This is a genomic window from Paenibacillus sp. FSL R7-0048 (assembly GCF_038004505.1).
Lineage (GTDB): Bacteria > Bacillota > Bacilli > Paenibacillales > Paenibacillaceae > Paenibacillus_AQ > Paenibacillus_AQ odorifer.
Genome location: NZ_JBBORF010000001.1, coordinates 4,993,390 through 5,006,723, shown reverse-complemented (window position 1 = coordinate 5,006,723; position 13,334 = coordinate 4,993,390). Strand labels below are relative to the sequence as shown.

Below are 13,334 nucleotides of genomic sequence, written 5' to 3'. Positions count from 1 at the left end.
CAACAATGAAGGGACAACGACATATTAAGATTCGTGAAATTATTACACAAAAGGATATCGAGACACAGGACGAGCTTGTGGAAGCCTTGCGGGAATCAGGTTTTCAAGTTACTCAAGCCACAGTATCTCGAGATATAAAAGAGCTGTTGCTCATCAAGGTACCCATGGATGATGGAAGATATAAATATTCACTTCCAACGGATCAACGGTACAATCCCATTCAGAAGCTTAAGCGCGTTCTTGTGGATAATTTTGTGCAGATCGATTCCTCGGCTAATCTTGTGGTGATGAAATGTTTACCAGGTACGGCTAACTCTGTCGCTGCTTTAATTGATAATATTGACTGGCCGCAAATTATGGGAACCCTTTCTGGTGATGATACAATCCTTATCATTTGCCGTTTACCTGAGGACAGCAAGACCGTAATTTCACAAATCATGGGTTATATTTCTTAATTATAATTAATCAGATGCCTGTCATCTTCTCGGAGGTGCTCTATTAGTGTTAGAAACCTTGTCTATACGCAATCTTGCCGTCGTTGAGGCGGTAGATGTGCATTTTTATCCTGGCTTCCACGTGCTTACGGGGGAGACCGGGGCAGGTAAATCCATTATTATTGATGCGCTTGGATTGATTGTTGGAGGCCGCGGTTCTGCGGATTCCATTCGTTATGGTTGTGAAAAAGCGGAGATGGAGGCGCTCTTCAGTCTTCCCAGCGGTCATCCCGTTTGGGAGACTTTGGAGCGTCTTGGCATTGAGGCCCAGCGCGAGGAGCATCTTATTATACGACGCGAGCTTACCTCTCAAGGTAAAAGTACATCACGTGTAAATGGGCAGATGGTCAATCTTACCATGCTTCGCGAGATCGGCGAGCAGCTGGTTAATATACACGGCCAGCATGAACACCAGAACTTGCTGAAGGCGGAACGGCATCTGGGACTGCTGGATACATACGGAGAACCGATTATTGGTCCGCTAAAGGCAGTTTTTCAGGAAAGGTATTCTGCCTTCGCGAAGGTGGAGAAAGAGCTGCGAGAGCTGCAGGAATCCAGCCAGAAGGCATACCAAATGCTTGACTTATATCGTTTTCAGCTTGAAGAAATTTCATCCGCCGGATTAAAACCGGGAGAAGATGAATTACTTACCGAAGAACGGGTCAAACTATCCCACAGTGAGAAAATGATGGATTCCGTATCGGGTGCATATGAGCTACTTTACGACAGACAAGGCTTGGAATCGATCGGTAATGTTATTTCCAGACTTGAGGATGCAGTTCGTTACGATGAGAAGGGTCTGCGAACAGTGCTCGAACAGCTGCAGTCCTCATATTACCAGCTAGAGGATGCTGCTTTTCAGCTTCGTGATTACCGGGAAAATATCGAGTTCAATCCGATGCGACTTGAAGAAATAGAGAATCGTTTGGATTTGATCACTGGACTCCGACGTAAATATGGAGAAAGTGTAGAACAGATTTTGGCTTATTATGAACAAATTCACCGGGAAACTGATTTGCTTGAGAATAAAGATGAATATCTGGAGAAATTGACGGCGAAGCGCGATTCGTTGCTGTCTGTATTAATGGAAGCAGCTACGGAATTAAGTGAAGCACGAAAGCTTTGTGCTGCTGATCTGGCCACCCAAGTGGAGGGTGAGCTCAAAGACCTTCAAATGGAAAGAACCTCGTTGCAGGTCAAATTGGACAGGCTGGAGGACCCGCGTGGAGTCGAATACAATGGTCGGCGTATTCGCCTCACAAGACAAGGGATAGACAGCGCAGAATTTATGATATCCCCTAACCCGGGCGAACCCCTGAGACCTCTTGGCAAAATTGCCTCTGGTGGTGAGCTGTCGCGTATTATGCTGGCAATGAAAAGTATTTTTGCGCGCCATGATGCAATTCCAGTTCTAATTTTTGACGAAGTGGATACCGGTGTCAGCGGCAGAGCTGCTCAGTCCATCGCAGATAAGCTGTTTAAGCTGTCGTCTACCTGTCAGGTGTTCTCCATTACTCACTTGCCACAGGTGGCTTGTATGGCTGACCATCAGTACTTAATCCGCAAAAAGGTTGAGGATGGAAGAACCATGACTGAAGTGGAATCCCTAACGAACGATGGACGTGTAATGGAGCTGGCCAGGATGCTGGGTGGCGTAGAAATTACCGAAAAAACATTGCATCACTCGCAGGAAATGCTTAATCTGGCCGAGGCAAGTAAGGCTGCAACAAGCTAAGCGGAGCAATGATTGACAGTAATAAAAGCCTGGGGGCAAGGTTATCTTATAGGTACGCAATTGGCGACCACCTTTTTCGTCAAGCGAAAGAAGCAAAAGGGAGCGTGACAGCCATTGAAGCCTAACCTCAGGAAGTTAATGCCAGGCCTTTTATTTGCCTTCTTTCTTAGTTTATCGGGCATAACGGGAACAAACCTAAGTTCTGCTGCACCACTGCAAGGTGAACCAGCCAAGGTGACTGCACAAGGAATTCATTCCGAGCTTAAGGTGATCCCGGGAGGTCAAACGATCGGTGTGAAAGTGAAATCAGCAGGTGTTTTGGTTGTTGGTCATCATCTGATTGAAGTATCCGAGAAAACTAAGCTTTCCCCAGGAGAGGTCAGCGGTTTAGTGCCGGGTGATCTGATGATCTCCATGAATGGTGAGAAATTGGACGAGTTGTCCAAGGTGGCCAAGCTGGTGGATCGTGCTGGTAAAGCGAATAACCCCTTGACCATTGTCTTCAAACGCGGAGGTAAAGAGCATACAGCTAAGTTAAAGCCCGCGTATGACATTCATGACAAAGTGTGGCGGTTAGGCCTGTACATTCGTGATTCAGCAGCGGGTGTTGGCACATTAACTTTTTATGCTCCAGAGCAAGGTGTATATGGAGCTTTGGGACATGTGATTACAGACATGAATACCGGTACTCCAATTGTTGTAGGCAGTGGTCATATCGTTCAGTCCAGTGTAACCTCCATATCCAAAAGCCAGGATGGCGATCCGGGCGAGAAACGAGCGCATTTTTTGAAAGAAAGCCAAGTGCTTGGAAATGTGGAGAGCAATACTGACTTCGGCATCTTCGGTAAAATGAGCTCCAATCCCGAGCACAGTCTTTACAAAGAACCGATCCCCGTGGCGATGAGCGATCAAGTCAAGGAAGGTCCTGCTGAGATCCTAACTGTAGTTGATGGTCAGCAGGTGGAGCGGTTTAAGGTTGAGATCATTCATGTAGCACATCAGCAAACGCCAGCCACTAAAGGAATGGTGCTGCGGATCACCGATCCACGCCTTATTGATAAGACAGGCGGTATCGTCCAAGGCATGAGCGGAAGTCCTATCGTACAGGATGGCCGCCTCATCGGAGCCGTAACTCATGTATTTGTAAATGATCCTAAGTCCGGTTATGGGTGCTTCATCGAATGGATGCTTCAAGATTCAGGTGTGACCAAACAGGAGAATAGGTATTCATTAAATCTTAAGGCGGTTTAGCCTTAAGATTTTTTGTCGAACGATTACGAAGAACCTCGAACATTGAGATAAAATATTTAATTATAATCCAACACAGAAAAAAAATAAAGAAAAATAATTTTCGACAGAAGGGAATTCGATCTCCATGTCGAAAACGTAAGAGACAAGAAAAAAATGTTATTTTCGAATAGCAGATATAATTAAGGAGGAAGCAGCCAGTGCAGAATATTGAAGTGTTGTTGGCCGATGATAACAGGGAATTTACGAATTTGCTTTCCGAGTACATTTCTGAGCAAGAAGATATGACCGTAACGGGTATCGCCTACAATGGTGAAGAAGTGCTTCAAATGCTTAGCGAAGCGCGTAAAATTCCCGATGTTCTTATTCTTGATATCATCATGCCGCATTTAGACGGCCTAGGTGTATTGGAACGTCTACGTGATATGGATCTGAATCCTCAACCGAAGATCATCATGCTGACTGCTTTTGGTCAGGAGAACATCACTCAAAGAGCTGTACAGCTTGGTGCATCCTATTATATTTTGAAACCGTTCGATATGGAGGTCCTGGCAAATCGTGTACGTCAGCTTGTCGGCTCTCAAGGCAGCATGAGCTCCTCCTCCAACATGTACAATTATTCGTCGACGTCCAGATCGAATGTAGTGCCGCTCTCTAAGGGCAAGAACCTCGACGCTAACATTACCTCGATCATCCATGAAATCGGTGTCCCAGCGCATATCAAGGGCTATCAGTACCTGCGTGAAGCGATCACCATGGTATATAACAATATCGAGATCCTTGGTGCGATTACAAAAACACTCTATCCAGCCATAGCTGAGAAGTTCAAAACCACGCCTTCACGCGTAGAACGCGCGATCCGCCATGCGATTGAAGTGGCTTGGACACGTGGCAACATTGACTCCATCAGCCATTTATTCGGCTACACCATTAATATCTCCAAATCTAAGCCTACTAACTCGGAATTTATTGCCATGGTAGCGGACAAGCTGCGGATTGAGCATAAGGTTAGTTGAAAGGGTTAGGGGCAGTGCGGGGTACAGTCAGTATAAAATCGATAAACTTGTTTTGAACCGATAAACTTTTTTAAATCTCGCCCGATAAACCTAAATGGTTTATTGGGTTTTGTTTTTATTTAAAGATTAGCCATCTTATAAATAGTGAAACTCAAGCAGGGGCTTAGAACAATCGGGCCAGCTGGTTAGATAAACCAATTCTTCTATCAGAATATAGAGAACTACATTTGTGAGTTAAGTCGGAGGAATCTTCATGAATTATTACGAATCAGGTGTTGAAAGAATTAAGAACATTGATGCGAATTTATACATTGGAATTTCAAAAAAAAGATATGAAGAAGTAAGATCTAGAGGTGAATATGAAGCAGATGCTAATTTGATTGCAGAGTATTACCGAAGAGTCGGCATGTTTTTGCAGTTTATCTCTAAGGAAGCAGCAAGTATATACATAGGTATGGATATGTTATTAGGTTTTAAGATGGAGGAAAATGAGTGGGACATCTTCTTAGAAACGTGTCCGAATTTTAATAAAATTGATATTATGCTTATGAAATTAATAAGTATACATTATTTACGCTGGTGCTCTTTGCTTGATTCGCGCGACAATATCGCATTGCAGTTTCCAGATATATATGAACCGATGATCAAATTATTTGAGAGAGGTGGGGGACGGATTAATACCCATCACCACGAACTGGTTGGTGGATTTGGAGCTTTTTCACGCTCTATTTATGCAAATAGAGGAGATATGACACCTTTTGATATAAGCGATGTTGCTCTAGAAAATATAATTAAGGAAGTAGAACTAGCAGAAGGTTACTTAGCGGACTACAAGAACGGAAACTTATCAGAAAATAATTGTATCCGCTGTGGTAACAAATTATTGATCCTACCAAACTTATCGGATTATGGTTATCAATGGTATAAAATTAAATGCGAGACTAAAGACTGTTTTGATAAAAATTTCTCATGATGCTTCATTAAAGTTATATCAATCGGAGAGATGAAGAGAAGTTTGGAAAAAAATGTGTTGAAAAAGATTTTTATTGATAAGTGACCACTGTCCGTGGCAAGAGCTATCAATAAAATCAATGCAGTAAAAAGACACTGAGATCTATTCATCAGTGTCTTTAATGTGGATACTTTTCCACCAACATTTTATTTCATCGTTCTTGTAATCATTTCATTCAGAAGGTTGGAATTTAAAGTAACTTAATCAGCTCTTCTAGCTCGTCAACCATACCTTTCGCAAGTTCAAAATTATTGTCTTTTAAAGCTAATTCTATTTTCATTTCAACTGCTTTTTTATTTTGTTCATTTTCTAAATAATCTTTATCAAAATGACTGGCATAAATCATCTTTCTGAATTTTCGCATACTCATTTTTCTAATCGTCTTCTCGTCAATGATTAGTACATAATCCATCCCATTTACTACAGAATAAAAATCATGAGAAATCATGAGAATCGCACCTTTATAGTCTTCAATGGCTTTCTCCAGTGCGATTTGTGTATAGGTGTCTAAATGGCTTGTCGGTTCATCAAGAAGCAATAAGTTTGCTTTGCTAGCAGAAACTTTCGCCAATTGCAGTATATTTTTTTCGCCACCAGATAAAGATTCTATCTTTTGAGTAAGAATTTCTCCTTCAAAGCCATAGTTTGAAAGATGTGCTCTAATCTCGTCATAAGTTGCAAACCCGGCATCGATGAAGTCTTCTAGTATGGTATTAGAATCCTTTAGCACTTCGTCTTGAAGCTGAGAAAGATAAGCCAATTTAATATCAGCATTTATTTCAATTGAATCATGATTATTTTTAAAGATATCTCGGAGTAAAGTCGTTTTCCCGGTACCGTTTGGACCGATAAGGGCTACTTTATCTGTAGGTTTCATCTCAAAGTTAACATTTTCTAAAATCAACTCATCAAAGGAAACACTATAATTATTCACATTTAAAACAGTGATGTCTTCTTCAAATTCATTGTCCACACCAAAACTGATTTTTGGTTGCTTAATATCAACGAATGGCGCTTTAATTTTTCGCGCTTCCAATCTTTCTTGAAACTTAACCCTAGCTTTTAACGCTCTCCCTCTAGATGCTTCTGAATTATAGGTTGCGATCGCTCTAAGATTATCAATAATGTTATCGTATCTCTCTATTTCTTCTTGTTCAGCGACTGCGATTTCTTGTAACTCAATTTTCGTCTGAAGTAATGAGAAGTTATACTCAATATATCGCCCATCGAACTCTTGGATCTCCATGTTTTCAAGGTGTATGATTTTGTTAAAACAATGATTTAATAGATAACGGTTATGCGTAACAACTAGCAATATTCCTTTGTGAGCATTAATCAGATTTTTAAGTGCATTTAGGTTTTCAAAATCTAAAAATACATCGGGCTCATCCATAATCATTAAGTCTGGACTAGTCAGCATTTCCTTCATCACTTGAATAAGCTTGAATTCCCCACCACTTAGATCGGATACCCTAACATCTTTTAGCTTCAAGAGGTTGGCTAAATTTAGTTTCTTATTAATATTGCTTTCAAAATCATTTCCATCCATTAAATCAAAGGCATCTAGAGCTAATTGATACTTTTCGAGTAATGAATCAATATCTGATGATGTTTCCATTTCAGTGAGAATAGCTGTTATTTCATTTTGTATCTTAATAAATTCTTCTCCTATATATTCAAAAACGGTTGTTTCTTTAGATTTGTCTAGTTGCGAAAACTGACTTACATATCCAATTTTGCAGGTGGGGTCCATCTCTAGCTTGCCTTCGAACAAATATTTTTCTGGATCCATCAGTATATCGATCAGTGTACTTTTACCACTGCCGCTTGTTCCTATAAAAGCGCAATGTTGTGCTTCTTCAAGCGTAAATGAAATGTTTTTATATAGTTCTTTTTGCGGGAATGCGAAGGATAAGTTATCAACTTTTATCATAGTGTTACCTTTCTTAACTAAAAATAGTGACTATTATAAGATGTATTGAAGAGTACAGATTTTGAGTTTACCGTTGATAGAGTAACACTGTTTACAAGCAACTTCAATCATTTCGCATTAAAGGTATCAAAATCATCTGATAATACAATCTTACAGACTAATAAATTATGGTCATAAAACCTATAAATACCTAATGGCTACAACTCGGAATTTATTGCCTTGGTAGAAGATAAGCATATTCCATTTAATGTTATAGTGGAGTTAGTAGGGTAAATCCTTTGTTATTTTAGATACGTACATGCTTGAATTTATTAAGGAGAATCATAGCTACAGATGTAAATAATCTAAGTGTAATATTTAATTATGGAGGGAATATGAAATTTTATTTGAGATATGTAATACTATCTTTTTGTGTATTCTTCTTTTTGTCAGGATGTAGCTGGAATGCAATCAATGAAAAAGAATTAGATCAATTTATCGAAAGTGAAAATTTGGATTATGTATCTATACAAAAGCTAAACGACGAGGAATATTACATTTTTAGCTTGCCCTATATTTATATTTATCGTAGTGCTTCTGACTATACTAAATCTACGGCTATGATACGAGATGAGATAGCTATGGGTGGTTTAGAGAAAGGTTCAATTGGCCTTGTAATTAATAATACGCAAGTTTTAAAAGATGCTAAAACATTTTCAGTGGTGATTGACAGTAAGACTCGTGAGTATGAATATACAGGTGGAAAATATCTAATTATAAAAGATAGTAGGATTTGGAATCCGACTGCTCAATTAAAAATTATTTTCTCAAATGATAAAAACGAAACAATATTTGAATCAGATTATTAAAGAAGATTTATTGGTGTTTACTACTATTTACATATTCTTATTTTGCTGATTTTCTATTACATGAGTATCACTTGAAAATACATATAAGAACCTTCTTTGCGTATAACCTTCATGCGTAATCAACAAAGTAATTACGTAGATTATGATGATACTTATCTTCAAAGTTAAATTGGTAAACAAATAAGGAGAACTCTTTATGACAATCCCATCAGGAATAACACGTGAACACGTAATCAGTGGTAAAATATTCCTTGGCTATCTTTGTTTATGTTTATAAGAACAAGAGTCATATAAAGTGAATTTGAAAGAAGGAGAATAGTTTATGGATTTAAAGAAAATAAATTCTTTAACAAAGTACCCAAGCATTCTTACATATCATCAATTAGGTGAACGAGGTCGGTTAAATGATGTTTTAACGGAGTCAAGAGGCTTCGCAGAATTAGACGATGTTTTTATTTACGAAAAAGTAGATGGTGAAAATTCAAGGATCATTTTATTAAAAAATGATGATAACGAAGTTGATTATCTAATTGGTTCCAGAGAAGAATTGTTATATGCAAAAGGAGATAGAATCGGTAATCCTTATGGGAACATTGCGGAATTTCTTAAGCCGTTAGCAGAAAAAGTAATTGCAGATATCCTTCTTGAGGGTGACTGGGCATTAACCGTAATTTATCAGGAATCTTATGGAGGGAAAACTAAAGCATCCAAGAACTATTCTGACAGAAAAACTCAAGGGTATCGTGTATTTGATGTGTTCTCCTTGAATAAGGATGAATTATATAGACTTCTTGAGTTATCGCAGGAGAAAATTGCGGTGTGGCGTGATCACGGAAATCAACCATTTTATGATGAAATTGAGAAGAAGAGATTTATTGAAAGTATTGATTTGCAGTCTGCACCACTTCTTGAAACCACAAAGGGTTCCGAGTTTCCAATTTCTCTTGAGAGTACATATTCTTATTTAAAAAGATTCGAAAACACGCAAGTAGGCATCGACGCATCAGGCAAATCAGAAGGAATCATTGCTAGAACAACGGATCGTAAACAAATTAGAAAAATACGGTTTGAAGATTATGAAAGAACGTTTAGAAAGTAATAGTTGGAATTATTATCAATGCTGATATTTTCAGAATTTAGCATGAGGTTCCCTAAGCAATGGGGTTTGTGAACAGCCCCCAAAATACTGCTTATTCATTGGTCCAAAACCAATAAATATGCGGTATTTTTTTGTGCAGTTTTGAACTCCAATTAGATAAATCCCTATCGGCTATAACTAATACTATGTCCTTGCCATTCGCAAAACCTACCCACTTCACAAGACATACAACCATTTGGCAAATAATGTTTGACATGTGAGGAATGTCACTGATAAGATGATGTAAATTAAACCTAGTTGAATAGTCGGATAAGGTTCTTTAGAAGCTCTCATTATTTTTTTTGCTCTTAATACCTATTAAATACATAAGTATAGTTTAGTTTAAATTTATCGGAAAGGGTGAATGGAGTGTCGAAGGAAACACTGGTTATCGAACATTTGAATAAAGTATTCGCCGCGCCTGCAGGTGATGTTATCGCATTAAGTAATATTCAGCTGAAGGTGAAAAAAGGCGAGTTGATTACGATTATAGGTCCCAGCGGCTGCGGAAAAAGTACCTTGCTAAAAATTGTGGCAGGACTGGATACGGGCTATAGCGGCACGGTTCTACTGAATGGCAAACAGATCGACGGTCCGAGTATTGAGAAGGGATTTATTTTTCAAGAACCAAGACTTTTTCCGTGGTTGACGGTGGAGCATAATATTGCAGCAAATTTATCGCTTAAAAATCCAGAGGTTCGCAAAAAAGTAGATGAATTGATTGAACTTGTACGATTAAAGGGTTTTGAGAAATCCTATCCACGTGAGCTGTCAGGCGGGATGGCCCAACGAGTATCTATTGCTAGGGCGTTGCTCCGTAATCCGGATGTATTATTGCTCGATGAACCTTTTGGCGCACTAGACGCTTTTACTAGATCACATCTGCAAGAGGTACTTCTTGATATTTGGCAGAGCAATAAGACGACTATGTTATTTGTAACTCATGATCTGGATGAAGCTGTATTTTTGGGTGAGCGGGTAGTCATTATGAATCCCCGACCTGGGCATATTCGCAATATTCTTCCCATTGATTTACCGTTTCCGCGAAAAAGATCCAGTACTTCATTCCAAGAGCTACGTCGACTGGTGCTGAGTGAGTTTGAGAAGGTTGAAGAACCGGCAATCGATGTTGGTGCTGGTATCTAGATAAAGAGAGTCCATTTTTTATAAAAAGGGGAGAAATGATCCATGAAATTATTTCGTAATTCACTACTTGTTATACTTGTTTTGACTGTATTTGCAACGGGTTGTGCATCGAATGAAAAGAGTGCGGGAAAGAACGACGCCAACAAATATGAAGGTGTGACCATTAAGATTGGCGTGCAGGGCAGCGGGGGGATGTTTGGTAAAGCCCGTGAGGAAAAATGGTATGAGCAAGAATTTGATAAGCTGGGCGTAAAAGTAGAATGGACGGAATTTCAAAGTGGACCCCCAATGACAGAGGCGATCGCTTCTAATAAGTTGGACATAGCGACTCTTGGTAACATGCCGGTGATCGCAGCCCAAGCTGCGGGTATTCCTATTAAGATTATCTCACAAGTATTAGAAGGTACGAATAACGTTGCTCTTCTTGTACCTGGTAGTAGTACTGCTCAGAAACTGGAGGATCTGAAAGGCAAGAAGATAGCTGTTACAAAAGGCAGCAATGCTTACAACTTCCTTTATCGCGGTATTGAGGAATCAGGTCTTAAAGAAGCAGATTTTGAGATTATCCAGCTACAGCCTGATGAAGCACAACCTGCATTTGAAACCGGTGGCGTTGATGCATGGGCTACATGGGATCCGTATATTACTCTAAACGCATTGACCGGTAAAGGGAAGGTTTTGACGGATGGTGAGCAATTGGGTGTCTTATCTCCTTCTTTTGTGATCTCCCGTTCAGCGTTCGCAGAGAAATATCCAGAACTAGTTACGCTTTATTTAAAAGTAACCAACAAAGCTATAGCTTGGGAGACAGATAATCGCGCTGAAGCGACTGAAAGATATGCAGCTGAGCGGAACATTCCGGCAGCGGTAATCGAAGGTACGTTTGAACGTTCCCAGATGATCAACATTCCAATTAGCGATGCTGTTGTTGAAGAATTGCAGAAGACAGCCGATTTTCAATTTAATATTAAGAACATCCGTAAAGAGATTGAAGTTTCTAAAATAACAGACAATCAATATATTGAAGCAGCACTGAAGGAACCTTTGAAGTAACGGATGAAACCACAGATGTAGAAAAGAGGTTGTTTACATGCAATTCAGTGCTGAAAAAGCTGTGATCTCGCCACTAATTCATAAGAAGAATCCAGTAAAGAAGCGCGGACTTTCCATCCAAACGACGAATGTATTGCTTGGACTTATCTTACCAATTGCTTTACTCCTGATTTGGGAGATAGCCGGAGCGATGGGAAAGTTAAATCCTATATTGCTGCCAAGGCCAAGTGAAATATGGCGGGAACTGGTTAGCTTGACCGCGTCCGGTGAGCTGGCGAAACATTTAGGCATATCTGCTTGGCGGGCACTGCTTGGTTTCTTAATAGGGGGAGGGCTTGGCTTAGCGGCGGGTTTGTGGGTAGGCTTCTCATACAAAACAGAACGTTTGCTGGATCCGTCGCTGCAAATGCTGCGCACGCTGCCCCATTTAGCAATCGCTCCACTTTTTATTTTGTGGTTCGGATTCGGTGAAACCTCAAAAATATTGTTGATTGCCAAAGGTTCATTTTTCCCATTATACGTGAACACATTTCTAGGAATCCGTTCGGTGGACAACAAGTTGTTTGATGTTGGGAGAGTACTGCAATTCAGTAAATGGCAGATGGTGAGTAAGTTAATTATTCCAGCCTCACTGCCCAACATCTTTTTAGGTATCCGTTTGTCTGTGGGCATAGCTTGGCTTGGACTTGTCGTAGCGGAGATGATGGGCTCTAGCTCAGGTGTTGGCTATCTAATCAATGACGCGCGATCGTTTTCTTTGACCACAGTGGTATTTGTTGGGATCATCGTGTTTGCTGTAGTAGGTAAACTGTCAGATTCATTAGTGAAGCTGTTGGAATCGAGATTGCTAAGATGGCAGGACAGTTATAGGGGAGATAAAGGATCATGAGCAATCACCTATCCAGTAATAAAATAGAGCGTCACGACGATGGTTTAAGCTGGATTCCAAAAAAACTGCATGGTTGGATTGTACCTCTAGTTCTAGTGGTGATTTGGGAAGTGGCAGCTGCGCTCCATCTAGTCTCTGCGACGACATTGCCTGCTCCATCTACCATTATTGCGCAGTTCTTTTCTTTAATAGCTAGCGGTGAGCTGTTTCGACATCTGGGGATTAGCGCCTATCGGGCAGGGCTTGGCTTTTTATTGGGATCTGCTACTGGACTGCTGCTTGGCTTATCTACAGGACTTGGGAAGTTGGTAGAGCGTACACTGGATCCATCTTTACAGATGCTTCGGACGATTCCATTACTTGCCCTTATTCCGTTATTCATTTTGTGGTTTGGTGTAGGTGAATTTTCTAAAATACTAATGATTTCATTAGGTGCTTTTTTTCCAGTTTATCTGAACACTTTCCTAGGAATTCGTAATGTTGATATCAAGCTTGTTGAAGTATCCCGTATTTTCCAATATACAAGATGGCAGTTGCTTAGCAAAATGATTATTCCGGCTGCAATGCCCAATATTCTACTTGGTATTCGCTTATCACTTGGTGCATCGTGGCTTGTACTCGTCGTAGCGGAGATGATGGGAACAAGTGCGGGGATAGGCTATATGATTCAGGATGCCAGAGCTTATTCGCAAACAGATATAGTATTCGTTGGAATTTCAATCTTTGCAGTGATAGGAAAACTTTCGGATTCCGCAATTCGATTGCTGGAGAGAAGATGGCTGCATTGGCGTGATACATTCAAAGGTTAACGAACTCTAGAAT

At 40.1% G+C, this 13,334-nt stretch carries 12 protein-coding genes; 11 read left to right on the top strand and 1 reads right to left on the bottom strand.

Annotated elements, in window-relative coordinates; all coding sequences use genetic code 11:
- Nucleotides 1–5: 5 nt before the first annotated feature.
- From ahrC to NSQ91_RS22355, 5 genes are all read left to right on the top strand, one after another.
- Nucleotides 6–455, top strand: coding sequence for a transcriptional regulator AhrC/ArgR (gene ahrC / locus NSQ91_RS22375; RefSeq protein WP_036682813.1), 450 nt, complete (start codon nt 6–8; stop codon nt 453–455).
- Between the two features lie 46 nt (nt 456–501).
- Nucleotides 502–2,229 (top strand): DNA repair protein RecN, encoded by a 1,728-nt coding sequence (recN, locus tag NSQ91_RS22370; protein WP_076129654.1) that lies wholly within the window; start codon nt 502–504, stop codon nt 2,227–2,229.
- Nucleotides 2,230–2,367: 138 nt separating this feature from the next.
- The gene (gene spoIVB, locus NSQ91_RS22365) at nt 2,368–3,480 is read left to right on the top strand and encodes a SpoIVB peptidase (protein WP_081383394.1); all 1,113 of its coding nucleotides are present in this window, start codon (nt 2,368–2,370) and stop codon (nt 3,478–3,480) included.
- Between the two features lie 197 nt (nt 3,481–3,677).
- The gene (spo0A, locus tag NSQ91_RS22360) at nt 3,678–4,493 is read left to right on the top strand and encodes a sporulation transcription factor Spo0A (protein WP_036682806.1); all 816 of its coding nucleotides are present in this window, start codon (nt 3,678–3,680) and stop codon (nt 4,491–4,493) included.
- Between the two features lie 253 nt (nt 4,494–4,746).
- Nucleotides 4,747–5,466 (top strand): hypothetical protein, encoded by a 720-nt coding sequence (locus NSQ91_RS22355; protein ID WP_076303988.1) that lies wholly within the window; start codon nt 4,747–4,749, stop codon nt 5,464–5,466.
- 229 nt (nt 5,467–5,695) lie between these two features.
- Here NSQ91_RS22355 and NSQ91_RS22350 read toward each other — a convergent pair whose 3' ends face one another.
- Nucleotides 5,696–7,438 carry an ABC-F family ATP-binding cassette domain-containing protein gene (locus tag NSQ91_RS22350; protein WP_339244294.1) on the bottom strand — a complete coding sequence of 581 codons (1,743 nt, stop codon included), beginning with the start codon at nt 7,436–7,438 and terminating at the stop codon, nt 5,696–5,698.
- A gap of 374 nt (nt 7,439–7,812) precedes the next feature.
- Between NSQ91_RS22350 and NSQ91_RS22345 the strand changes: the two genes are divergently transcribed.
- From NSQ91_RS22345 to NSQ91_RS22320, 6 genes are all read left to right on the top strand, one after another.
- Nucleotides 7,813–8,286, top strand: a complete 474-nt coding sequence (locus NSQ91_RS22345; RefSeq protein WP_340919878.1) for a hypothetical protein — start codon at nt 7,813–7,815, stop codon at nt 8,284–8,286.
- Nucleotides 8,287–8,608: 322 nt separating this feature from the next.
- A complete protein-coding gene (locus NSQ91_RS22340; protein WP_076193166.1) occupies nt 8,609–9,385 on the top strand; it encodes an RNA ligase family protein in 777 nt (258 codons plus the stop codon).
- 408 nt (nt 9,386–9,793) lie between these two features.
- Nucleotides 9,794–10,570 carry an ABC transporter ATP-binding protein gene (locus tag NSQ91_RS22335; RefSeq protein WP_076303990.1) on the top strand — a complete coding sequence of 259 codons (777 nt, stop codon included), beginning with the start codon at nt 9,794–9,796 and terminating at the stop codon, nt 10,568–10,570.
- A gap of 42 nt (nt 10,571–10,612) precedes the next feature.
- The gene (locus NSQ91_RS22330) at nt 10,613–11,623 is read left to right on the top strand and encodes an aliphatic sulfonate ABC transporter substrate-binding protein (RefSeq protein ID WP_076281396.1); all 1,011 of its coding nucleotides are present in this window, start codon (nt 10,613–10,615) and stop codon (nt 11,621–11,623) included.
- A gap of 37 nt (nt 11,624–11,660) precedes the next feature.
- Nucleotides 11,661–12,512 carry an ABC transporter permease gene (locus NSQ91_RS22325; protein ID WP_076129473.1) on the top strand — a complete coding sequence of 284 codons (852 nt, stop codon included), beginning with the start codon at nt 11,661–11,663 and terminating at the stop codon, nt 12,510–12,512.
- Nucleotides 12,509–13,321, top strand: a complete 813-nt coding sequence (locus NSQ91_RS22320; protein ID WP_076303991.1) for an ABC transporter permease — start codon at nt 12,509–12,511, stop codon at nt 13,319–13,321. The genes NSQ91_RS22325 and NSQ91_RS22320 overlap by 4 nt, the downstream gene beginning before the upstream one ends.
- The last annotated feature ends 13 nt before the right edge of the window (nt 13,322–13,334 follow it).

Coding starts and splice junctions, on each gene's coding strand:
- NSQ91_RS22355 (WP_076303988.1), top strand. CDS start 4,747: ATGAATTATTACGAATCAGGTGTTGAAAGAATTAAGAACATTGATGCG.
- NSQ91_RS22320 (WP_076303991.1), top strand. CDS start 12,509: ATGAGCAATCACCTATCCAGTAATAAAATAGAGCGTCACGACGATGGT.
- NSQ91_RS22330 (WP_076281396.1), top strand. CDS start 10,613: ATGAAATTATTTCGTAATTCACTACTTGTTATACTTGTTTTGACTGTA.
- NSQ91_RS22345 (WP_340919878.1), top strand. CDS start 7,813: ATGAAATTTTATTTGAGATATGTAATACTATCTTTTTGTGTATTCTTC.
- spoIVB (WP_081383394.1), top strand. CDS start 2,368: ATGCCAGGCCTTTTATTTGCCTTCTTTCTTAGTTTATCGGGCATAACG.
- ahrC (WP_036682813.1), top strand. CDS start 6: ATGAAGGGACAACGACATATTAAGATTCGTGAAATTATTACACAAAAG.
- NSQ91_RS22325 (WP_076129473.1), top strand. CDS start 11,661: ATGCAATTCAGTGCTGAAAAAGCTGTGATCTCGCCACTAATTCATAAG.
- NSQ91_RS22350 (WP_339244294.1), bottom strand. CDS start 7,438: ATGATAAAAGTTGATAACTTATCCTTCGCATTCCCGCAAAAAGAACTA.
- NSQ91_RS22340 (WP_076193166.1), top strand. CDS start 8,609: ATGGATTTAAAGAAAATAAATTCTTTAACAAAGTACCCAAGCATTCTT.